The organism is Actinoplanes sp. CA-051413 (assembly GCF_050955795.1).
Lineage (GTDB): Bacteria > Actinomycetota > Actinomycetes > Mycobacteriales > Micromonosporaceae > Actinoplanes.
On the sequence record NZ_CP192100.1, the window covers coordinates 216,552 to 239,268 of the forward strand.

A 22,717-nucleotide genomic window follows, 5' to 3' on the forward strand; every position below is an offset into this window, starting at 1 on the left:
GGAATGACGGCCCGGCCAATGGGTATGAACCGGTCCTAATAGGCCGAAAGTATGAGCCCTTGTGACCGCTGGTTGAGCGCTCATCGGCCGTTCGGTGGATTAGTCGGCGCGGGGAACGATTTTCGGGTTTTCTGCCCGGTATGCAGGCGACACGGAATATCACCTAATCGGGTTAATGTGGACGTAGATCCACAATTCCGGCACTGGATCATGATTCTGTGGATCTAGCAATAAACCTGCCGAGAAAAGGTGGTTCCATGAGTAAGGCAACACGAATGCTGGCCATGACCGGAATGGCGCTGGTCGCCGGTGCGACGATGGCCGCCGGCCCCGCGGCGGCGTCCTCGTCGACCGCCCAGGGAACCACGTCCGCCACGCAGAGCACCCAGCAGCAGGCGAAGACCGACCGCGGCCGTGACCGTGACTGGGTCGCCGGCTACTACCGCACGCGCCTCCAGTGCGAGCGGGTCGGCCGGATCGGCGAGCGCTTCGACCGCTGGGACGACTACGAGTGCGAGCGCGTGCGTCGTGGCTTCCGGGTGGTCTGGCGCCTCGACGTCGAGCGTGACTGGCACGGCGGTGGCGACTGGGACAACCACAACGGTGGCGGCCACGACTGGGACAACGACAACAACCACCACGGTGGCGGCCACTGGAACAACAACCGCCCGCGTCGCTGACGCCCAGCACCAACTGACCCGACACAACGTCGTCGGCCCGCGGTTTCCGCGGGCCGACGACGCCCGTTTCCCGGTTCCACTCCCGGAAACGGCGGAAGGCCCCGGCCGGGCGGCCGGGGCCTTCCTTTTTCCGGTACGGCGTTACCTGGTGATCTTCCGCGTATAGCTCTTGCCGGTCGAGGTGTTACCGACCTTGTCGGAGCCCCAGTAGGTGACCGTCAGGGTGCCCTTCTTGACGCCCTTGAGGCCGAGACTCCAGGTGCCCCGGGCGGTCGGCGTCACGGTGAAGACCGTCGCCTTGGCCGAGGCCTTGCTCTTCGAGGAGGTCTTCACCCAGGTACGGCCGGTGTAGTAGTACCACTTGCCGTTGCGCTGCTCGATCAGCTTCACCCGGACCCGGGCCACCCCGACGCCCTTGTCGGTTGCCGTACCCGTGATCTTCGACCAGGAGGACGCCTGGCCGGCGTTCTTCGGCACGTTGAAGGTCACGACCGGCTTGTGGGTGTCCTTGGTGACCTTGACCGAGCCGACCGTGACCGGCGTGCCGGCCCCGGCCTGGTTGAACAGCGTCACCTTGACCGTGAACGTGCCGGCCCTCGGGTAGACGTGCGCCGCGCTGCCGACGTTCGGCGACATCACCGAGGTCGCGCCGTCGCCCCAGGCCACGGAGACCTTGCTCGCCTTGCTCACGCCGCTGAGGCTGAGCTTGACGGACTGGCTCGCCCAGATCGACCTGCGGTCCAGGGCGTACCGGCCGGGCTGCGCCGCGACGACCACCGTGGACGGACCGGTGAAGCCGGCCGCCGCGGTGTTGCCCGCCTCGTCGGTCAGCGCGACCGACACCGGGAAGCTGCCCGCGGCCGCGTAGGTGTGGGTCGCGGTCGTCGCGCCGGCCGCCAGGGTCTGCGGTGTGGTGCCGTCGCCCCAGGTGATGACCCGCCGGATGCCCGCCGGCGCACTCACGTCGTCGGTCAGTGCGGTCTGGGTCAGGGTCACCTTCTGGCCGGGCCAGAGCGCCGCCGCGTTCAGGGCGAAGGTGCCCGTCGGCGCGGTGGAATCCGACACGCCCGGGGTCGCCCGCGGCGCCGGGTCGGCCGTGACCGGCGTGTGCGCGGCGAAGTAGTTGACCAGCATCGTCAGGTCGTTGTCGCCGGTCGTCACCTTGTTGCTGCCCCCGGCCAGGGCGGCGAAGTTGTCACCGCCGGTGGCCAGGAACGAGTTCGTCGTCACCCGGTAGGTGCCCGCCGGGTTCAGCGTGACCCCGTTGAGCTTCAGCGACGAGGCGATGATTCGCCGGCCCTGCGGCTGGGCGGCGTCGTAGGAGTAGGTGAGCCCCTTCGACACGCCCAGGTGCAGCACCGGACGGGACGCCCCGGCCGGCTGCCACTGCTGCTCCAGCGCCAGCTTGATGTCGGCGCCGGTCAGCGTCTGGGTGATGACGTCGTTGGCGAACGGCTGCACGGCGAACGCGTCGGCGTAGGTGATCGTGCCGTCGGTGCCGTACTTGAGGTCGGACCGCAGGCCACCCGGGTTCATCAGGGCGATCTGCGCCCCGCCCCGGCCGGCGTCGCGGGTCTGGTCCAGCTGGACGTCGGCGATGAAGTTGCCCATCACCGACTCGATGCCACGGTCCTCGTTGCCGGCGGCGGTGTAGCCGCGCAGGATGTCCCCGGTGATCTTGCCCAGGGTCTGCTTGCCGAGCTCGGCGGCGGCCGCCTTCGCCTTGGCCACGAGGTCGGCGATCGCCGGATCCGGCGTGACGCCCGTGACGGGGAGCAGCTCAGCCGTGGACGCGGTCACCGCGCGGGTGGCCGGGTCGTAGGTGAGGACGGCCTTGCCGAGCTTGAGGCCGTAGTCCTCGGCCTGGATGACCGGCCGTGTGCGCGACGTGCCGGGGACCGGCACCTCGAACGCGTACGGCTGGTGGGTGTGGCCGCTGAGGATGGCGTCGATCTCGGGGCTGACCTGGGTGTACTTGCCGAAGACGGGATCGGCGGCCAGCTCGGCGGCCGAACCGATGTGCTCCGACGCGGCCCCCTCGTGAGCCAGCAGCACCAGGACGTCGGCCTCGCCGTTCGCCGCGTTGCCGTCGGACAGCTCGGTGGCGAGCTTGTTCGCCTCGGCCACCGGGTCACGGAACTCGACCCCGGCGATGCCGCCCGGCGCGACCAGCGAACCGGTCTGCTCGGTGACCACGCCGATGTAGCCGACCTCGACGCCGCCCAGGCTCTGCACGGAGTAACCCGGCAGCACCCGCTTGCCGTCCTTGTAGACGTTGGCCGCCAGGTACGGGAACTTCGCCCGGTCCTCGACCCGGCCCACCAGGTCGGCGAGGCCCTTGTCGAACTCGTGGTTGCCGACCGCGGCGACGTTCAGCCCACCGGCGTTCAGCACGTCCAGGGTCGGGTTGTCGTTGTCGATCGCCGAGACGAACGTCGACGCCCCGATGTTGTCACCGGCGGAGACCCACGCGGTGTTCGGGTTGGCCGCGCGCAGCTGGTTGACCAGCCCGACGAGCTGAGCGGCGCCACCGACGGCCTGACCGTTGACGGTGGCAGGCGACTCGAGCCGGCCGTGGAAGTCGTTGATGCTGAGCAGCTGCAGGTCGACCGGCGCGGTGAGCCCGGTCTCCAGGCCGATCACCACCGGGTCGTGGTCGCTGGCCCGGTACGGACCGGCGTCGTAGAACGGCGCGTACACGTCGTACTCGTAGGCGTACGACTCGACGGAGTTGATGTTCCAGATGTCGACGCCGGTGACCCGCTCGGCGAGCGAGGCGGTGGCCAGCCCGTGGTCCAGGGAGCCGGTCTCGCCGCCGAAGACGTACGAGTACTTGTCCGGCGCGCCGGTCGTGTGCACGTCGGTGAAGCCCTTGTCGTACAGGGCCTGCATCGGGTCTTCCCGCGTGTAGGCGTTGAAGTCGCCGAGCAGCAGCACCCGGTCGCTGCCGCTGCTCGCCTTCAGCTGGTCGACGAAGCCGGCCAGCGAGTTCGCCTGCCGGACCCGGTCGCCGTTGTACGGGCCCTGGCCGTCCCCGCTGTCGACGTTGTCGCCGCTCGGCGGGGTGGAGGCGCTCTTGGACTTGAAGTGGTTGGCCACGACGGTGAAGGTGATCGCGCCGGAGGTGAACGTCTGCGCGATCGGCTCGCGGGCGTTCGACCACACCGACTCGTCGTTGATCGACCGGGCCGCGCCCTTCGGGGTGACCTTGGCCGGCTTGAAGATGATCGCCGTGGTGATGAGGTCCTGCTGCGCGGCGGCCGGCAGCTCCGCCGGCGACCGCACGTAGTCCCAGGTGCCCGCGCCGTCGACCGCGTTCAGCGCGCCGACCAGCGTCTTGAGCGCCAGCTGCGGGTCGTCGGCCTCGAACCGGACCGAGTTCTCGATCTCCATCAGCGCGACCACGTCGGCGTCCAGCGCGGTGATCGCCGAGACGATCTTCGCCTGCTGCTTGGCCAGCGCGGCCGCGTCGGTGGCGCCGCGCGCCTCGCCACCGAAGTGGACGAAGTAGTTGAGCACGTTGAAGCTGGCCAGCTTGATGTCACCGCCGACCGCGGCGGGCGCCGCGGTGCGCGGGTTGGTGTCCTTGAACGTCGTGCGCGCCGTGGGCGGGGTGGCCGCGTCGACCGGGGTGGTGGGCTGCAGGCGCCACTCGCTGAACCCGAAGCCCAGGACCGCCGGACCGAACGATTCGACGGTGTCACCCACGCGGACCGGGTCGGTCTTGGAGAGGTACGGCGGGGCCAGGCCGGCCGAGGACAGGTTCGTCGTGCGCCCGTCGTCGAGCAGGATCCGGCCGAGCTTGTTCGCGGCCTTGACCTGAGCCGCGGCCTCGGTGCCGGGGCGGGCCACGTCGGTCGGCACGCGGGCCGGGGCGTGGCCGGCGGCGAGCACGATCTCGCCGTACCGGTTGGTGTTGTAGACGTCGGAGACGGTGAACGCCCCGACCGGCGCGACCAGCATGCCCTCGGCGGACTCGCGGGCGTCGTCGGCCAGCGGCAGGCTCAGCGGTACGGGCGCCGGCAGCGGCGCGTCGTGCGCACAGACCTGCACGTCGGTCTTGGCCGCGATGCTGAGCTGGGTGAACGCGTTGAACTCGTTCGCCGTGCCACTGACGCGGACCAGGTCACCGAGGGCGACCGTGGGAGCCGTGCCGGTGGGCAGGTAGACGAAGACGGCGTCGGAGGCCGTACCCGCGGCGACCGGGCGATCGCCGCCGCTGCCCGCGGTCTGCACGTAGATGCCGTTGTAGCCACCGGTGCGGTGGTCGGCGGTCACGACGCCCTCGACGGTGACCCGGGTGCCGGCCAGCGTGGTGGCGGCGCCGGTGCCCTGCACCTCGGCGATGGTGTGGTCGACCGCGACGGTGCAGCCCGGAGCCGGATCAGGATCGGGATCGGGGTCCGGCGCGACGGTGTTGCGCACGCCGAAGGTGTTCGCCGCCGCCTTCCAGACGCCGTCGATCTTCTGCAGCGAGTCGGCCGCGGTGGTGCTCTGCCCCTCGGTCACGCCGATGTCGGTGCCGGTGGTGCCGGCTGCCGGGCCGCCGGTCGCGGGGAAGGCCCCCTCGTAGGTGAGGAACTCGGCGACTGCGCCGGCCGGGTTCACCAGGGCCACGCCGTCCGGGCCGTTCTGAATGCCGTCCACCGGATACCGCTGCACGACCACCCCGGCGGCCGGCACGGTCCCGGCGAGCGTGTCGGTGTCGTAGACGACGCCACCGTTGCCGTTGTAGAGCACGATCTGCCAGCCGGACAGATCGGAGCCGGCGGGCGCCTCGATCTCGACGGCCTCACCGCTGTCGGTGCCGGAATTGTCGTAGTGAATTTCGCTGATGAATGGTTCCGCGACCGCTTTCGCGGCGCGTACCGGCGTTGTTTCCGCGGCGCGGGTCGGCGCTGTCGCGGCGTGCGCCGGACCGGTGAGACCGAGGCCGAGGGTGGTGGCCACGAACGCCGCACCGAGAGCGTGACGCCCTGACCGGGATCGCGGAGCGCCCCCGGCTGCGGGCAGATATCGACGCATTGAATTTTGTCCTTCCAAGGTACTGATGCGCCGGAGCGTAAGCAGGTCCAATGACGATCAACGCTCGTTCAGGTAACGAACAGGCATACGAGTCGGCACCCGAGCACGAGCATGGCTCACGTATAGTCGCCGCCGATCACCACAGCACACTTTCTCGACACGGGGGATTCTGCATGTTCCTGTTCCACCGCAAGGCTTTGACGGCCGCCGGCGTCACCGCGGCAGCGGTCGCCGCAACTACGTTCTTCGCTGTGCCCGCCCAGGCGGCGTCCGCGGGCGCGGCCAAGGTCGTCGGCTCCTCGGCCGTGCAGTTCAACGCCCTGCTGGGCAAGAGCAACGGGCTGACCATCACCATCTCGGGCCGCACCGTCACGCTCGACGACAAGGTCGCCATCAAGGCGGGCAAGGGCTGCAAGGCGGTCAAGGGCGACAAGACCAAGGTCAAGTGCAAGACCAAGAAGAAGACGTCGCGGCTCAGCGTCGCCCTCGGTGACAAGAACGACTGGGTCGTCAACAAGACCTCCGTCTACATGCTCGCCGACGGTGGCTCCGGCACCGACAAGCTCACCGGTGGCTCGGCCGCCGACCAGCTGCAGGGCGGCACCGGCAACGACAAGCTGTACGGCAAGGGCGGCATCGACACGCTCTTCGGCGGCTCGGGCAACGACCAGCTGGTCGGCAGCACCGGCAACGACCGCATCGACGCCGGCCCCGGCGCCGACAAGGCCTACGGCGAGGCCGGGAACGACCTGATCCTGGGCGGCTCGGGCAAGGACATCCTGTCCGGCGCGGCCGGCAACGACGAGATCGCGGGCGGCTCGGACAACGACACGATCACCGGCGCGGCCGGCAACGACGTGCTCGTCGGCGACGCGGGCAACGACCGGATCGTCGCCTCGACCGGCGACGACATCCTCTACGGCGACGCCGGCAACGACACGATCGCCGGCGACGCGGGCAAGGACATCATCTTCGCCGAGGCGGGCAACGACAACATCGCCGGCGGCGACGGGGACGACATCCTGTACGGCAAGGCGGGCAACGACACGATCGCCGGCAACAAGGGCGACGACATCCTGATCGGCGAGGACATCGTGTCGGGCCGGCCGTACGGCAGCGACGCGGCCCTGGACCGGCTCGACGGCGGCGCCAACGCGACCGCGCTGGGCGACTACTGCCTGGCGCTGGCGGCGGCCACCGTGCGGAACTGCGAGGGCACGGCGGATTCGGCTCAGGCGCGTACGGTGGCTCCGGCCGCACAGCTCGAGATTGCGCGGCAGGCCCAGACCCGGGCGGCCACCGCCCGGGCGGCGGTCAAGTAACAGCAAGCACTGACGGACGGCCCGATTGCGCGGGATTCACCCCCCGCTTGATCGGGCCGTCTTCCGTGTACTGGTTTCGGGTGAATTCCGGTGGCATGCTGGCTTCGGAAAGCGGCCGGAGGTGCGCGGTGGAGACATCACCCCAGCGGGACGGGGCAGGCGACACCCCCTCAGCCGTGCGCGTTCTGGTCGGCGCCTACCTGCGGCAGTTGCGTGAGGACAGTGGTCTGACCAGGGCCGAAGCCGGCGTTCCGCTGCACCTCGCGGAGCCGGCGATCACCGGCATGGAGCTGGGCCGGGTCGTCCTCGACGAGCGCGACGTCCTCGCTCTGCTGTCGCTCTACGGCATCCACGACGCTCACGAACGGGCAGCCCTGCTGGCGCGCGTCCGCGAGGCCAACGCGCCCGGCCACTCGCATTCCTACAGTGACGTGACACCGAACTGGTTCCAGCGATACCTGAGCCTGCAAGCGCGGGCGTCGCTGATCCGGACCTACGAGGTGCAGTCCGTGCCCGGCCTGCTGCAGACCGAGGCGTACGCCCGGGCAGTCGTCCCACGCCGGGTACGGCAGCGGCTGGCGCAGCAGCAGGTGCTCAACCGCCCGGACCCGCCGAAACTGTGGGCGCTGGTGCACGAGGCAGCGCTGCGGCGCCCGGTCGGTGGCCGGGCGGTGATGCGTGACCAGCTGGAGGCGCTGATCGCCGTCGTGACCAAGTCGCCGAACGTACGGCTGCAGGTGCTGCCGCTCGCCGCGGGCGGGCACGCGACAGCCGGCGGCTCGTTCACGATCCTGCGGTTCCCCGAGCCCGACCTGCCGGACATGGTCTACCTCGAACAGCTCACCAGCGCGCTGTACCTGCACAGCCGCGCGGACATCGACTTCTACTTCCACGCGGCGAACCGCCTGTTCGTCGAGGCCGCGCCGCTGCGGGACACCGCCGGGATCCTGGAGCGGATCATCGACGACCTGCGCACTCCACCACGGACCCGTACTCCACGAAACGAAGGGCATCCTCGATGACCGACGGACAGGCGCCGCAGATCGACACCACCGTCCCGCAGACGGCCCGGGTCTGGAACTACTGGCTGGGTGGCAAGGACAACTACGCGGTGGACCGTGACCTCGGCGACCAGATCGCCAAGGAATACCCGATCATCGTCGACATCGCCCGAGCCGACCGCGCGGTGCTGAACCGGGCCGTCCGCTACCTGGCCGGCGAGGCCGGCGTCCGGCAGTTCCTCGACATCGGCACCGGCCTGCCGACCACGAACAACACCCACGAGGTGGCCCAGGAGGTGGCCCCGGAGTCCCGGATCGTCTACGTCGACTACGACCCGCTGGTGCTGGTGCACGCCCGGGCGCTGCTGACCAGCGGCCCGGAAGGCGCAACGGACTACATCGACGCGGATCTGCGCGACACGGAGACGATCCTGCGGGAGGCGGGGCGCACGCTGGACTTCACGAAGCCGGTCGCGCTGATGCTGTCGGGGATCCTGGCCCACCTGCCGTCGGCCGAGGAGGCGGCAGCGATCGTCCGAAGGGTCATGGACGCTCTGGCGCCGGGGAGCTATCTGGTGGTGGTCGACGGGACCAACACCAACCCGGAGCTGAACGAGGTCATGAAGATCTGGAACGCTACGGCGAATCCGCCTTATGCGATGCGGAGTCCGGAGGAGATCGCCAGTTACTTCGAGGGGCTGGAGCTGGTGGAGCCGGGTCTGGTGGACGTGACTCGGTGGCGGATCGAACCGGGGGAGACTCCGCCGCTGCACAACTTGGTCGGGGTCGGCCGTAAGCCTGCCTGAGCTTCGATCACAGGCACGGCGGGGTGTACCGGTGGAAGCGCATCCCTCGGAAGGTCAGCTCGTTCGGGGTTTTGCCGACGAAGACCAGGCCCCGAGCCTCACTGATCGCGTCGGCGAACGAGTGGGCGGGAGCGCCGAGCTCAGGCACTGCCGTCCACGCCTCGGGCCGGAAGCTGAAGAACCTGGTCACCGTCCGGCCGTGGGTCGAGGGGATTGCGGTGGCCCATTGAGCTCCGCCGCTCCAGTGCGAGGCGGGCCGTAGTTGCACGTACAGGTCGTCGGTTGCGCTGTAGGTCAGCCAGAATCCCCTGGAGCTCGACAGGTCGACCTGGGCCTCGAACTGGTTGGCGAGCCAGACGACGACCACGTGCCATTCCGCGTTCAGGAAGGTGACCTCGGCTTTGTAGCCGGTGCGGGTGGGCACGAGCAGGCTGCCGGTCGCTGGGATCGTGGTGCCCTCGCCGCTGGCCAGCCATTGCTGGAGGCGATCGATCGAGGGGGTCGCACACTCGTGGGTGCTCGGGGATGGTGGGCGAGCGTTCGCGGCTGTGGGAGCCATGAGCAGGCAGGCGGCGAATGCCGCCAGAGATGACCTCATTGCCACTGACAGTCGCTGCATGGACAGCCTCCCCGCTTCAGTAAACCTTGTTAAAGGTTGTCTGGCGGCTCGGAGGAAGTCAAGAGCATCGATGTAGTTCAGGCCTGCGCTGAACCCGGGTGCTTCGCCAGCCACAGCTCCAGGCCGTCGAGCACCCGATCGAGTCCGAAGGCGTACATCTCCTCGAGCACCTGGTCCGGGTCTCGGCGCATCGGCCCGGTCTCCTTGCGCCACTTCTCGTATTCAGGGTTCTCCGGACCGAGTCGCTCGAGGTAGGGCTCCACGTCCTCCGCGACCTGCTGCCACGTCTTTCCCGTACGCCTGAGAGCCGACCTGACCGCCGCCTCGGAGGTCGCCGCGCCGATGGCGTGCGAGTTCAGTACGGCGGTCGCATGTGACAACGCCATGCCGCTGAAGCCCGCCCTGGTGAACAGGGCCACGAGCTGTTCGCCCAGCCGCATCGCGTTCGGGCCGAGGGTCGGGTGCAGCCCGAGCAGGCCGATCACCCACGGGTGCCGCAGCAGCGCCGACCGCATGCCGTTCGCGCAGATCGACGCGCCCATCCGCCAGCTGGTGTCGCCGGGCACCGGCACGTAGACCTCACCCAGGACTTCGTCGACTGCCAGTTCGAGCAGCTCGTCCTTGTTGGCCACGTGCCAGTACAGCGAGGTGGCACCCGAGCCGAGCTTGGTGCCGAGCCGGCGCATGCTGAGCCCGGCCGGCCCCTCCGCGTCGAGCAGCTCGATCGCCGCGCGGACGATCTGCTCGCGGCTCAGGCTCGGCTGGCCGGTCTGCGCCCGGGGTGGCCGCAGCCAGACGGAACCGGTGAACGAGTCGGACTGCGACGGCATGCAGGATCCCTTCGACCTGCCCATTCTAAAGGCCCTCGCACAGTGTTCGAGTCCACTGGTACGGTGTGCGAGTCAATCGCACACCGTACGAGAGAGGTCGTCATGACGGACCGCAACCCTCGTCGCTGGCTGATCCTCGGCGTGCTCTGCCTGAGCCTGCTGGTGGTCGTCGTCGACAACATGGTGCTCAACATCGCGATCCCGTCGCTCATCCGCGACCTCGGTGCGAGCACCGCCCAGATTCAGTGGATCATCGATGCCTACATCCTGGTCTTCGCCGGCCTGCTGCTCACCGCGGGCAGTCTGTCGGACCGCCACGGCCGCCGCCGGGGGCTTGTGACCGGGCTGATCGTCTTCGGCAGCGCCTCGGTGCTGGCCACGGTGTGCCAGACCCCCGAGCAGCTCATCGCCGTCCGCGGTCTGATGGGCGTCGGCGCCGCTTTCCTGATGCCGGGCACCCTGTCGATCCTCACCACCGTCTTCGCCGAGGACGAGCGCAAGAAGGCGATCGCCATCTGGAGTTCGGTGCTGATGCTCGGCGCCCTCGGTGGTCCCAGCCTCGGCGGCCTGTTGCTCGAGCACTTCTGGTGGGGCTCGATCTTCCTGCTCAACGTGCCGATCGCCGTCCTCGGCATCGTCGCCGCCCTGGCGGTCATCCCCGAGTCGCGGGGCCGGGCGAGCCGTCCCGACCTGCTCGGCGCGCTGCTCTCGATGATCGGCATGACGGCCCTGGTCTGGGGCGTCATCAACTCGGCGCAGCACGGCTGGGACTCACCGTCCACTCTCGGCGGTTTCGCGGTCGCGGTGGCCGGGCTGGGCGCGTTCACCTGGTGGGAGCGCCGGGTCGCTGAGCCGATGCTGCCTCTCAAACTGTTCCGCGACCGGAACTTCGCGGGCGCCAGCCTCTCGATCGTGCTGTTGTCGTTCTCCGCCGGCGGCGTGCTGCTCGCCCTCACCCAGTACCTGCAGTTCGTGCTCGGCTACGAGCCTCTCAAGGCCGGCACGGCGTTCATCCCGATGCTGGTCACCGCGATGGCCTTCAACGGCGTCGGCGTCGTGATCGACAAGCGCTTCGGCACCCGTACGGCGCTGGCAGCCGGCCTGCTGCTGGTGTCGGCGGGCTTCGGGGTCCTCGCGTCGCTGGCGCCGGGCGACGGCTACCCGAAACTGGCCCTCGCCCTGGTCGTCCTCGGCATGGGCAGCGGCACCGCCGGACCCGCCGCCTACGGAACGCTGATGAGCGCCCTTCCCCCGGATCGGGTGGGCGTCGGCTCCGCCGTGAACGACACGGTCCAGCAGGTCGGCACGGCGCTGAGCGTCGCCGTACTCGGCAGCGTGCTCACCGCCACCTACCGCGCCGCGATGCCGGCCGACGTGGCCGACCAGGCCCGCGACTCGATCGGCGACGCCCTGCGCATCGCGGCCACCACCGGTGACGCCGCGCTGGCCCGGGTCGCGCAGGATTCCTTCGTCTCGGCCATCGCCTCCACCTCCCTCATCGGTGTCGCCGGCGGCATCATGGCGGCAGTCGTCGCCGTGGCCGTTCTACGCCCGAAGCCGCGGGTGGCCGCCGCCGAAGAAGCCGCCGCCGCCGAGCCGGAGTCGCAACTGGCCGGCTGAGCCCCGGGGACAACTCACGGAACGCTGAGGTCGTGCCGGAAGGCGTACGCGACGGCCTGGGCCCGGTCGCGGGCGCCGATCTTCGCGAACAGGTGGTTGACGTGACTCTTGACCGTCGCCTCACTGACCGTCAGGCGCGAAGCGATCTCGGCGTTGGACAGGCCGCCGGCCATCAGGGACAGCACTTCGGCCTCGCGCGGCGTGAGACCGTCCGGGAACCCCGGCCGCGGCGCCGGCTCACCGGCGATGGCGTCGACGAGGTGCCGCTGTACGGCCGGATCGATGACGGCATGGTCGTCGACCACCTGCCGTAGCGCCTCGTGGATCTGTTCACCGCCGGCGTCCTTGGTCAGGTAGCCGCGGGCGCCGGCCCGTACCGCGTCCAGCACCGACCGGTCGTCCGAATACGTGGTCAGCACCACCACCCTGACCTCGGGCGCCTCGGTACGCAGCCGGCGGGTGGCCTCGACCCCGTCGCATCGCGGCATCCTCAGGTCCATGAGCACGACATCCGGCCGTACGGTCCGGGCCAGCGTGACCGCCTCGGCGCCGTCCGTGGCCGTGCCCACCACCTCGACGCCCTCCATCAAGGCGAGCACCATGCTCAGCCCTTCGCGGACCACCCGCTGGTCGTCGGCGATGAGCACCCGGATCATGCCGGCACCGCCAGCTCGACCCGGAATCCGTGACCGGTCGCGCCCGCACTGAGGGTCCCGCCCAGCAGCTCGGCCCGTTCCCGCATCCCGCTCAGCCCGTAACCGTCCGTCTCGTCGGGAATCACGGGCGGCCCGGCGGCGAAGTCCTCGACGATCAGGCGGGTATCGGTGGCTTCGTACGCCAGGCGCAGCGAGACGCGGGTCGGCGATGCGTGCCTGGTCACGTTGGTCAGTGCCTCCTGGGCCACCCGGTAGATGGCCAACCGCGCCTGCGACTCCAGTGGGTGCGGTTCTCCGGACACCGCGAACTCGCACGGCACGGCCTGGTCGCGGGTGAACTGCTCGGCCAGCCCGGCCAGCCGGTCGGGACCCGGCAGGTCGTCGTCGCGCAGCAGACCGATGGCCCGCCGGGCCTCCTCCAGACCGCTGCGGGCGAGGTGGTGGGCTCGGTCGATGGCGACCACCAGCCGCGGATCGGCCGGATCCCGCGCGACCAGCATGCGCGCGCCCTCCAATTGCAGCGACAGCCCGGACAGCGAATGGGCGAGCACGTCATGCATCTCGCGGGCCAGCCGCTGCCGCTCGGCCAGCACGGCCGCCTCGGCCAGCGCCGCCTGGCCCGCTTCCCGCTCGGCGAGCAGCCGCTTGGTCTCGCGCTGCGCCTCGGCCAGCCGGAACGCCAGGTACATCAAGCCGAACAGCACGGCGAACCCGGCCAGCACGGCCAGGAAACCGAAATCCTGCCCGGTCATCGAGGCCGCCATCTCGAGCACCACGAACGCTGCGATCAAAACCGGGACAGCCACCCGTACGGGCATCAGCCCGGTCGCCGCGCACAGCACCGCGACCAGCACCCCCACCGAGCCGGGGCCGCTCGGCTGCACCGCCACCAGCGTCACCGAGCTGACCAGCATCGCCCCGACGAACACCACGTGCGCCGGCCGGACCGGTCGGCGGGTGGTCGCATTGCGGCCGAACACCCCGATCACGAACGTGACGGTGGCCAGCACGACGACCAGCCGCCGGCCGGTCGGCCCGAAGCCGGGCCCGGTGGCCGCGGCCGCCCACCCGAACCACGCCAGCATCAGCGGCGTCAGCAACTGCATCCACCGCACCACCCGGAGACGGGTCAGCGCGGGTTCCTCGGTGTGCACCCTTCGAACCTAGAGCGGTATCGGCGCGGCAGCATCGGTTCACGGTTGTAGACGTGTCTCCACCCCGGGGTGGAGACGGAACTTCGATCCGCGCGCCGATGCCCCGGCCCGGCTCCGGCTCGCAGGCTGGGCGGCATGAGAAACGACCCTCTGAACGCCGCTGTGCGGCTGCTCACCGCTTTCCTGGTGATCAGCCTGTCGACCGTCGTCGCCGTGGTGCTGCTGCGCCACCATCCCACTCTCGTCACCGCGGCCGTCTGGGTCCGTACGCCCCTGGTCGCGGCCAGCGCCGCGGTGCTCCTGCTGTTCGCCCGCCGCGCGGCCGCCGGCCACCGCGGCTCGTTCCGCCGGCTCCGCATCATCTCGATGGTGGTGCTGGCCGCGATCATCGCGGTGGTCGCCTGGCCGGGCGCGTTCCCGGTGTGGCTGCGCGTCGAACAGGCCGTGTGCGGTCTGCTCATGCTCGGCGTCGTAGTGGGCGTCAACCGTCGCGCTGCTCGCTCGCGTACCGCTGATCCTCGGCCGGAGGCCACAATGTTTTGATCTTTCCATGACCGAACGGGACGGCATCGCCGAATACGGATCGCCCGCCTTCCGGGCGGGGAACTGGTCGGCGCAGTTCACCGGTACGGACGACGGGCGGACGCTGCTCGCGATGGACTCCGGGCGGGTCGATGCGATCGACCTGGGCACGGGTGTGGTGACGACGGGGCCCCGGGTCAAGGCGGTGGCCACCCGCGGGGATGTCGTGGCCGTGGCGTCGGAGGAACGACCGGACGCGGTCACGCTGCTGGCCCTGCCGAAGCTGACGGTGCGGGAGGAGATCGACGCCGGCGGCCGGGTGTGCCAGCTGGCGGTCGGCGGCACGACGATCGCGGCGCTCACCGCCGACCCGTACGCGTTGGCGCTGTTGGTGGATGGCACCGTGCACCGGATCGACCTGCCCGACGAAGCGACCTGCCTTTCCGTGTCGCCGGACGGGACGCTGGTCGCGGTCGGTACTGACCAGGGCCGTACCGGAAATGTGCTGGTCGTGGACGCGACCGGGACGGTCCGGCACACGCTGACCGGTCCGCGGGCGCCGGTCAGCGCGGTGGCTGTCTCCGCGGCGCAAGACCTGGTGGTGGCCGCGGCCGGGCCGCGCGTGCTCGGCTGGACGCCGAGCGCGAAGAAGCCGAAGGCGAGGACCCTGTGGGTGTCACCCAAGGAGGGCGCGTCACTGGCCGGGATCACCCCGGCCGGGCGGCTGATCGCGTACGCGCAGCAGGCGGCGACCGTCTCGATCGATCCGGCGACGGGTGCCGCCGACTGGGAGACCGGCTCGTACGGCCCGGCCCTGATCCACGACGACCGGGTCATCTCCGCCCGGTTCGGCGACTGCCGCGAGCTCGACCCGTCGACCGGGGCGGTCCGGCACACGTGGACGCACCGGGGATACGTGAACCGGTTGTCCGCCGTCGGCGAGACGATCGTCGGCAGCGGCCTGGACTCCCGCCCGATGCTGTTCCGGCCCGGGGCGCCCGGAATCCCCGAGCTGGGCGACGGCCATTCCCGGTCCGTCATCGCCGTCTCGTTCGACGGCGACCGGTTCGCCACGGCCGGGGAGGACCACCGCGTCTGCGTCTGGGAGCGAGGCCGGCCGTCGCCGGTGTTCACGGCGATGCTCGACGAGATGCCGAACGTCCATCGCCGCCAGGGCATCGCGCTCGACGGGGGCACGCTGTTCGTCGGTGACGGCGAGCGCCTGCTGCGGTTCACGGTCGGTGACCCGGAGCCCGAGGCGCGCAGCGAGGAGCTGGACGGCAAGGTGGTGGCCGTGGCGTCGCTGGCGGACCGGGGCGAGGTGCTGGCCGCCTGCTCGAAGGGCTACCGCAACGGCGTGCTCTACCGGCTCGACGCGCGGACGCTGGAGGTCCGTGCGCAGGCCAAGGCGCCGTACGTCCTCGGGTCGATGGCATACACGCCGGGCGCCGCGACGTTCGACCTGCGCTGGCCGACCGGGTTCCGGACCCACGAGATCAAGGGATTCCAGGGCGTCGGGGAGTACGACCATTCCGCCCACCGCTCGCAGGTCTACCTCACACCGGACCACGCGCTGGTGGTCTACGTGGAGACTTCGTCACTGCGGGTTCTGGACGTCGCCACGCGCGCCCCGCTGCACGATTCGATCACCATCCCGGCCGTGATCGGCGAGCCCTGCATGTCCTCCGGCGGGCTGCTGACGACTGGGCACACCGACGCGATCCGTTTGTGGGACGTCCGTTCCGGCACGCTCGCCCGTCAGCTGCCGGTGCGCACGCCCCTCGACCGGGGGTCTGTCCTGCGCTGGACGCCCGGCGAGACGGCGGTCCTGGTCACCCACTCGTCGGGTGGACTCCAGGAGGTGCCGGCGTAGCGGTCAGCTGTTCCAGCTCGTCGAGGTACATCGCCTGCATGTGTTCGAAGTGCCGTACGAGCAGCATCAGCGCTTCGACGCTGTAGCCCTCGATGAGCCGCTCCGCCCGCTCGGCGAACCGCTCGTACGGTTTCTCCAGCTCGGCGATCCGCTCCGGCCGCAGGGTGACGATCACCCGCCGCCGGTCCGCCGGATCGCGTTCGGCCGTGACATAGCCGGCCTGCTGGAGCCGGCGGAGCATGCTGGTCACGGCCCCGGTGGTGAGGTTGGTCCGCTCGGCGACCTGCCCCGCGGTGGCGGATCCGACATCCGCCAGGAAGTCCAGGCACTCCAGGTCGCTCACGGTGAGGCCGAGGCGGTCCGCGACGGCGTACCGGAACACCATGGACAACCGCGAGGTCTCCCGTCCGGCGCGCATGAGCCCGGCGATCGCGGACGCCCGGTCGGGCTCGGGGGACATGCCCGCCATCATGCCTCCGGCACGGTGACCCGGTGCAGCCGAGGTAGCACACGGGTCAGCACCCAGTGCGGAGCGGCCGCGCCCCCGGTGAGACGGCGCATCAGCCCAGCGGCGGTGTCCACGGCGCGGAAGGCGTAGGGCACCATCTCGTCCTGGTAGCCGGCGATCGCCTCCTCCACCGGCGTACCGTCCGCCCGGGCCTCGACGAGCCGCTGCCCGAGCAGCGCGGCGTCACGCAACGCGGTGTTGCCGCCGTGAGCACCGAACGGCGGCATGACATGCACCGCGTCGCCCATCATCGTGGCCCGGGGCACCGCCCACCGTTGCGGGCGCCGGCCGGTGGCGAAGAGGTTGAGAACCGTGGCATCCAGCTCGGCCGTGTCGACCAGCCGCCGGATGAGCGGGTGGAAATCCGTGGTCATCCGGACGGCCAGATCCCGCAGCGCCAGCAGATTCCCGCGGACGCCGGTGGGCACCTCCTCCTGCCGGAGCAGCAGCCCCCACATGACGTAGTCGTCGCCGGTGGGCGCATAGCTGCCCGGGGCCATACGCGCGAAGGCTTCCAGCGGGCTTTCGCCGAACTGCATGGAGGTGAAGAAGAAGGCGCGGCCCGGCTGGTCGGCGATGGCCAGAACCCCACTGGTACGCAGCGCGTCCGGGATGACGCTCTTGCCGTTCTGCCGCAGGGGTGACCGGCCGTAGACGCCGGCCATCGGGGTGCTCATCGGCTCGGCGTCGGGCATGAGCTGCGTACGCAGTGCCGAACCGACGCCGTCCGCGGCAACGACGACGGTCGCCGCGACGGCCCCACCATCGGTGAACCGCAGCCGCAACCCGGCCGGACCGCCGCTGTCCACCGCGGCGGCCGCCTTGCCGTAGTGGATGCGTCCGTCCAGCCCCGACATGAGGATCGACCGCAGGGTCAGCCGGTCGACCTGGCGGGTGGCGTGCGGTTCGTCTTTGAAGTTGATGGTGAACGCGTCCCGCAGTCGGCTGTCGGTGAAGCGCAGGTGGCCGCCGGGTTCGTCGCCGGTGGTCAGTGCCAGGCGGTACAGGGGGCGGGGGAGGCTTTCGCGCAGGGCTTCCAAGCCGTACCGGTCGAGGATGATCCGGTAGCCCTGCTGCCGGACGAAGGGGCCGGGGTCGCGTTCGTAGACATGCACGTCGATGCCGGCGCGCATCAGGTGCTGGGCGAGACAGAGGCCGGAGAGGCCGGCGCCGGCGATCGCTACTGAGAAGTCAGTCGATATGCCCATGCAGGTTATCTTAATGACTAAGATGTTTTGAGCAAGGCCGGTCTGTCATCCCAAGATTGCGGGCTAGCTAGGTGGCGCAGCGTTGGTAAAGGAGGAGGCATCCACATTGCGGCGTCAGAGGAGCGCTTCGACCGCTGACCCGGGTTGTCAGATCAGCGGGGTGTCCAGGTCGATGCGCAGGCTGGATCGGTATTCGACGCGGCCCTGTTCCTCCCACGTCCGTAGCCGCTCGTGGATCCGGCCGGCGGTCTCCGCGGGAGCGGCGACGGCGAGCAGAGCGGTGCCGATCTCCTCCACCGTCGTTCCGGCGAACTCGCCGGCCAGGGCGTGGACGTCGGCCGGCTCGGAGCAGCGCACCGCGAAGGTGACCAGGCCCGAGGGGCGGGTCACCGCACCGGCGTAGCCCCGCCTGTTGACCCGAACGACGTCGCCCAGTGCCAGGCGGGTCTGCAGGAACGGCACCGCGCAGATCTCACTGCTCTGTGCGTTGAGATGACGGGCCGCGAGTTCCTCTTCCCACGGCTGCTCGCCGGCCACCAGGACCAGAGTGAGGATCGTGCCGTCGGCGCGGTCCGCCCAGGCCGCTTCTGGGTGGACCAGCATGCGGCCGGCGAGTACGCCTTCCGCGGTCTCCTCATCCGGTGTGGTCCACCGCGAGCGGATCCAGAACCCCATGGTGACCAGCACCACCATGATGCCGAGGAAGCCGACCGGCTGGTACCAGTAGCGCCACGCGGCGCCGGAGACCAGTCCCGGACCGGCCGCCTCGGACGGCCGGTCCGGGTCGATCGCGAGCGTGATCCGGTCGCCGGCCTCGGGAGGCAAGGCCCAGCCGATGTCGAGCAGATCGGTGCGGTGGATCTGCCCGAGGTAGGAGTACTCGACGCCGATCACCTTGAAGTGCCGGCCGAACGAGCTGTCCCGCTGGCCGAGGACCTGGGCGCCGACCGTGGTGTTCCCGGCCCGGATGTCGTCGGCCCGCTGGTTCAGCGAGACCAGGCCCAGGGCGCCGGCGCCGGCCAGCGCCAGACCGGCCAGCAGCCACCACAGGCGTCGAGCAGTCCGCATGGCTACTGCATCACCGCATCCACGGCTGGATCAACGGCGAACATTCCTGTCATCTCGCCCATGAAGGTGGTCAATGCACCGACCGCGACCTTCACCTGATTCTTGACCGCCTTCGACACGAAGCATTACTTCATGGAGTATTCGTAGCTTTGGGCCTGGCCCGCGGCCAGTCTTTCCCGAGTGTATTCGAGGGGTCCTGCCGGGCCTGACTCTCGCGAGTTCGGCGGGGACTGTGCCACCTCATGCATGCCCTGCTACGGCGGTTCGTCGAGCTCATCGAAGCTGACCTGAGGGGGACGGCTTCGTCCGCGGTGGGCCGCTTTTCCGGTATTTCGACCCCGAAGGCAACGGCATCGCGCTCGACATACAGCGCACCACCGCGTTGTGCGGAGAGGTCGAGTTTTTCGTCAACGTCGGGGTGCTACTCGCGCCGTACCTGCGCTACCAGTTGGGAGAGGGGGACCCGGGCCGCGAAGCCTTGCCTTACCACAGCATCTGGCAGCATCGCCTGGTGGCAACTGACGACACTGCGGAGCTGCCGGACCACAGATTCTCGCTGTCCACGGACACCGATGCGGAACGTGCCGCCTTCATCGTGCGGACCTGGGTGGCAGAAACCTGCCCTGGATGAAGAGCTGGCTGGGCGATTTCGGCGCGATGCTCGCCGCCATCGACCAGGACCGCGAACAAGCTGATCGGGCCAGCGCCGAGCAACTGGCATCCGGGCAGTGGAAGCCGGGCGCCTGGCCGGACGGCCATTGGTACGAGGGGATCATCCGCGTCTACGCGCACGCTGAGCGCGGCGACGTACAGGCGGTTCGGGTCGAGCACTCCGGTCGCGAGGACAGCGGCCCCGATTCGCTGAAGGCCCACGCACTCGCCATCCCAAGCAGCGCTTGCACGAACGGCAGGGATAAGTGGGCTACTCCGGTTTCGTCATAGTCGCGCACACCGGCGGCACACGCCTCGACGAGTTCGTCTGCATCGACGATCTATTCGTGACCGTGATTGACGACGTTCGCGCCGGCGGGTGGCAAATCGGATTCCTCGGCCCAGTCGACGAGACCTCGCCCGAAGACCCCGATGTCAGTCTTCACGGTTGAGGGACCGAACCCGGAACTCGCGAACAAAGCCATGGCCGGCCCGACTGCCATCGCCGCGGTCCCTGACCGCGACTGATGGCGCAGCGAAACCCTCACGAGCGCTACGAACGCCAACGCTGCTCAGCAGTGCGTTTGCCAGGACTGCAGCCCCATGATCAGCGCAAACACCGACGCGCCCGGGACAGGGCTCTCGTCGTCAACCCCGGGCAGGTACCCTGATCGACGCGGGCTGCTAGCTCAATGGCAGAGCTGTGGACTTTTAATCCATAGGTTCCGGGTTCGAGTCCCGGGCGGCCCACCTTGACCTGCGGTTATGTCACTGCTCCGCGCCCTCTGTCCGCTGGCTCGCCTCGGATCGGAACAGGCGCGGGGCGAAGTCGATCAGATTCTTCTGCCATGTGTCCCAGCCGTGCGGACCCGGGGTGACCCCGGCGAACTCGTATCGAACACCGATCCGGTCAAAGGCTGCCATCGACGCCAGCGTGATCGGGTAGACGAAGTCGGTCACATTGCCGGTGTATATGCGCAGCAGCTTCGTCCCGTTGTTGATCGCCGTCGGGTCGTAGCCCGTCGGGTCGGGCGTGGGAGAGAAGCCGATGCCCGCGGAGAAGGTGCCGATGTAAGCGAATTCGCCCGGGTGGGTTTTGAGCACGTCGAACGTCTGGAAGCCGCCCATCGACAGGCCGGCGAGCGCTTGCCGGGCCGGGTCGTCGGAGAGGTGGTAGCCGGCCCGTGCCGCCGGCACGATGTTCTCCAGCAGCTCCTTCGGGAAGTCGGAGACGTTGCCGTTGCCCATCACGACGACCATCGGCACGAGGGAGCCGTCCAGGAACTCGTTGTCGAGGATCTGCTTGGCCCGTCCCATCTCCAGCCAGTCGGTGTAGTTCTGGCCACCGCCGTGCTGGAGATAGAGGACCGGGTACGGCGTTGGCCGCGCGGGATCGTAGCCGGGCGGTGTCCACACGTACGCCGAGCGTTCCTCCCCGGCCACCGTGCTCTGGTAGGTGAGCCGGTTCACTGCGCCGCCCTTTCCGGCGGGGACGTCGGCGAGCAGACGTGACTCTTTCCCGGGTACGAGGAACGAGCTCCACGTCGGTTCCGTGGTGATGCTCGTCGGGTTCGACGTGTCCTTCTTCGAGGCCAGGTCGACGATGAATTTGTAGTAGTAGAACCAGGGCTTGAGCGGTCCGACGGTTACGCGCCACCGGTCACCGGCGCGAGTGAGCGGCATGTTGACCCAGCTTCCGCCGGGCGCCCAGTTGCCCCAGAGCGTGACATGCTGCGCCCCGGCGAATTCGGTGCCGGTCTCGGCGGTGACGAAGATGTCCCCGTTGACTTCCCTGGTCAGCCACGGCGTCGGGGTGGTGCCGGGCGCCGGCGGCGTGAACTCGTGCCGTGGCACCACGTGACCGCGGCTGGGGCGGTGGTTGCTCACCGGGCGGAAGAGCCGCGGCGCGAAGTCAGTCAGGTTCTCCTGCCACGCCTTCCAGTTGTGGCCGGCATCCGGGTTCACCCCGTCGAACTCGTGCCTGATATGGGCCTTGTCGAGTTTGCGCAGCAATCGGTACGTGGGGTTGTACGCGGGATCGGTCAGGTTCCCGGTGTACAGCCGCAGCAGCTTGATACTCGCGTTGACCGCCTTGGCGTTCACGCGAAAGCCCTCATCGGCGAAGACGCCCCCGAACGAGCCGACAAAGGCGAAGGATCCCGTACGGGTCAAAGCGGTCCGGACCGCCTGCACGCCGCCCGCCGATGCGCCGGCGATCGCCTGCTGCCGGGGATCGCGGGTGACGTTGTATCTCCTGCCGATCGCCCCCGGGAGCGGGGAGCGCGAGACGTCGTCCTCGTCGCTCATCACGACCACCATCGGCTCGATCCGGCGCTGCACCGAGAGGTTGTCGAAGATCTGTCCGGCACGGCCCAGTTCCGTCCAGTCGGCGTGGCCTCCGCCTTCGCCGGGCAGGAGATACAGGATCGGGTACGGGCGCCGGCGGTCGGCGTCGTACCCCGGCGGCGTCCACACCGTCGCCGACCGTTGCTCCTGCGCTGTAGCGCCCGGATAGGTGACGGCTTCGACCTTCCCGCCTTGCCCCGGTGCCACGTCGGCGAGGTATCGCGCAGAGTCTCCCGGGACGAGGAAGGTACTCCAGGTCGGGTCCGAGGTCACCGAGGTCGGATTCGTGGAGTCCTTGACGACCTTGGTGTAGTCACCGCGGAGGCGGTAGTAGTACAGCCCAGCCGGCAGTGGACCGATTATCGACGTCCAGGCGGTGCTGTTGCCGGAGCGCACCAGACCGAGTTCCGACACGTTGAAGGACGGGCCGAAGTTGCCCTCGACGACGACAGAGGACACATTGCCCATGGTGTTCTGAACAGCCTCCGCAGGGACAGCGAAGGACGCGAAACCTTCGGACACGGTCAGCCATGGTGCCGCCGCTTCTGCCGCTGCCGGCTGCGCGCCGGCGGCAGCGGTTGCGGTGCCCATCGAGACGGTGACGAGCGCCGCCAGGAACCGGCGTGCGCCCCGCTGGTGGTGGAATGATGCTGACATTGACTCCACTCCTTTGCGTTCAGACGACGCACCGGAACTCCTTGCGACGGAGTTCGAGGCGGGGGCCGAAACTTCCGGACTTGTACCGGAAGCAATGACAGCAATCTATGCGTTGCCTCTTCGGGCGGTCAAGGTAGGCAGCGCCGAGCGGGCCGGCGGTCGTGGATCCCA

At 69.5% G+C, this 22,717-nt stretch carries 17 protein-coding genes and 1 tRNA gene; 9 read left to right on the plus strand and 9 right to left on the minus strand.

From position 1 onward, the window contains the following. Nucleotides 1–257: 257 nt before the first annotated feature. Nucleotides 258–680, plus strand: a complete 423-nt coding sequence (locus tag ACQP2Y_RS01065) for a hypothetical protein (protein ID WP_433723704.1) — start codon at nucleotides 258–260, stop codon at nucleotides 678–680. A gap of 141 nt (nucleotides 681–821) precedes the next feature. On the opposite strand, the gene ACQP2Y_RS01070 is transcribed toward ACQP2Y_RS01065, so the two are convergent. After that, nucleotides 822–5,630, minus strand: a complete 4,809-nt coding sequence (locus ACQP2Y_RS01070; RefSeq protein WP_433723706.1) for an ExeM/NucH family extracellular endonuclease — start codon at nucleotides 5,628–5,630, stop codon at nucleotides 822–824. 248 nt (nucleotides 5,631–5,878) lie between these two features. Between ACQP2Y_RS01070 and ACQP2Y_RS01075 the strand changes: the two genes are divergently transcribed. The 3 genes from ACQP2Y_RS01075 to ACQP2Y_RS01085 all read left to right on the plus strand — a co-directional run bounded on the left by ACQP2Y_RS01075 (nucleotide 5,879) and on the right by ACQP2Y_RS01085 (nucleotide 8,834). Next, entirely contained in the window at nucleotides 5,879–7,027 is a 1,149-nt protein-coding gene (locus ACQP2Y_RS01075; RefSeq protein ID WP_433723708.1) for a calcium-binding protein, read from the plus strand. Between the two features lie 128 nt (nucleotides 7,028–7,155). Then, a complete protein-coding gene (locus tag ACQP2Y_RS01080) occupies nucleotides 7,156–8,049 on the plus strand; it encodes a helix-turn-helix domain-containing protein (RefSeq protein ID WP_433723710.1) in 894 nt (297 codons plus the stop codon). Beyond that, nucleotides 8,046–8,834, plus strand: a complete 789-nt coding sequence (locus ACQP2Y_RS01085) for an SAM-dependent methyltransferase (RefSeq protein WP_433723712.1) — start codon at nucleotides 8,046–8,048, stop codon at nucleotides 8,832–8,834. The genes ACQP2Y_RS01080 and ACQP2Y_RS01085 overlap by 4 nt, the downstream gene beginning before the upstream one ends. A 7-nt stretch (nucleotides 8,835–8,841) precedes the next feature. On the opposite strand, the gene ACQP2Y_RS01090 is transcribed toward ACQP2Y_RS01085, so the two are convergent. Together ACQP2Y_RS01090 and ACQP2Y_RS01095 are read right to left on the minus strand one after the other, a co-directional pair. Next, nucleotides 8,842–9,432 (minus strand): hypothetical protein, encoded by a 591-nt coding sequence (locus ACQP2Y_RS01090; protein ID WP_433723714.1) that lies wholly within the window; start codon nucleotides 9,430–9,432, stop codon nucleotides 8,842–8,844. A gap of 98 nt (nucleotides 9,433–9,530) precedes the next feature. Next, nucleotides 9,531–10,283, minus strand: a complete 753-nt coding sequence (locus ACQP2Y_RS01095; protein WP_433723716.1) for a TetR/AcrR family transcriptional regulator C-terminal domain-containing protein — start codon at nucleotides 10,281–10,283, stop codon at nucleotides 9,531–9,533. A 102-nt stretch (nucleotides 10,284–10,385) separates the two neighbouring features. Between ACQP2Y_RS01095 and ACQP2Y_RS01100 the strand changes: the two genes are divergently transcribed. Then, nucleotides 10,386–11,903: an MFS transporter gene (locus ACQP2Y_RS01100; RefSeq protein ID WP_433723718.1), complete on the plus strand. Its 1,518-nt coding sequence runs from the start codon at nucleotides 10,386–10,388 to the stop codon at nucleotides 11,901–11,903. Nucleotides 11,904–11,917: 14 nt separating this feature from the next. Here the strand turns inward: ACQP2Y_RS01100 and ACQP2Y_RS01105 are convergent, their stop codons facing one another. Continuing rightward, nucleotides 11,918–12,559: a response regulator gene (locus ACQP2Y_RS01105; RefSeq protein WP_433723720.1), complete on the minus strand. Its 642-nt coding sequence runs from the start codon at nucleotides 12,557–12,559 to the stop codon at nucleotides 11,918–11,920. Continuing rightward, entirely contained in the window at nucleotides 12,556–13,713 is a 1,158-nt protein-coding gene (locus tag ACQP2Y_RS01110; protein ID WP_433723722.1) for a sensor histidine kinase, read from the minus strand. The genes ACQP2Y_RS01105 and ACQP2Y_RS01110 overlap by 4 nt, the downstream gene beginning before the upstream one ends. A gap of 135 nt (nucleotides 13,714–13,848) precedes the next feature. Here ACQP2Y_RS01110 and ACQP2Y_RS01115 point away from each other — a divergent pair, with 135 nt between their 5' ends. Further along, nucleotides 13,849–14,256, plus strand: coding sequence for a hypothetical protein (locus ACQP2Y_RS01115; protein ID WP_433723724.1), 408 nt, complete (start codon nucleotides 13,849–13,851; stop codon nucleotides 14,254–14,256). A gap of 7 nt (nucleotides 14,257–14,263) precedes the next feature. After that, nucleotides 14,264–16,108, plus strand: a complete 1,845-nt coding sequence (locus ACQP2Y_RS01120; protein ID WP_433723726.1) for a WD40 repeat domain-containing protein — start codon at nucleotides 14,264–14,266, stop codon at nucleotides 16,106–16,108. Here the strand turns inward: ACQP2Y_RS01120 and ACQP2Y_RS01125 are convergent. The 3 genes from ACQP2Y_RS01125 to ACQP2Y_RS01135 form a co-directional block, all read right to left on the minus strand. Next, entirely contained in the window at nucleotides 16,068–16,568 is a 501-nt protein-coding gene (locus ACQP2Y_RS01125; RefSeq protein ID WP_433723728.1) for a MarR family winged helix-turn-helix transcriptional regulator, read from the minus strand. The genes ACQP2Y_RS01120 and ACQP2Y_RS01125 overlap by 41 nt on opposite strands. 8 nt (nucleotides 16,569–16,576) lie before the next feature. Continuing rightward, a complete protein-coding gene (locus tag ACQP2Y_RS01130) occupies nucleotides 16,577–17,824 on the minus strand; it encodes an FAD-dependent oxidoreductase (RefSeq protein ID WP_433723730.1) in 1,248 nt (415 codons plus the stop codon). A gap of 147 nt (nucleotides 17,825–17,971) precedes the next feature. Continuing rightward, nucleotides 17,972–18,892, minus strand: coding sequence for a DUF4265 domain-containing protein (locus tag ACQP2Y_RS01135; protein WP_433723732.1), 921 nt, complete (start codon nucleotides 18,890–18,892; stop codon nucleotides 17,972–17,974). A gap of 627 nt (nucleotides 18,893–19,519) precedes the next feature. Between ACQP2Y_RS01135 and ACQP2Y_RS01140 the strand changes: the two genes are divergently transcribed. Continuing rightward, a complete protein-coding gene (locus ACQP2Y_RS01140) occupies nucleotides 19,520–19,834 on the plus strand; it encodes a hypothetical protein (protein WP_433723734.1) in 315 nt (104 codons plus the stop codon). A gap of 387 nt (nucleotides 19,835–20,221) precedes the next feature. Continuing rightward, a tRNA-Lys gene (locus ACQP2Y_RS01145) sits at nucleotides 20,222–20,293 on the plus strand. An 18-nt stretch (nucleotides 20,294–20,311) separates the two neighbouring features. On the opposite strand, the gene ACQP2Y_RS01150 is transcribed toward ACQP2Y_RS01145, so the two are convergent. Then, nucleotides 20,312–22,546, minus strand: a complete 2,235-nt coding sequence (locus ACQP2Y_RS01150; protein ID WP_433723736.1) for an alpha/beta hydrolase — start codon at nucleotides 22,544–22,546, stop codon at nucleotides 20,312–20,314. Nucleotides 22,547–22,717: the final 171 nt, after the last annotated feature.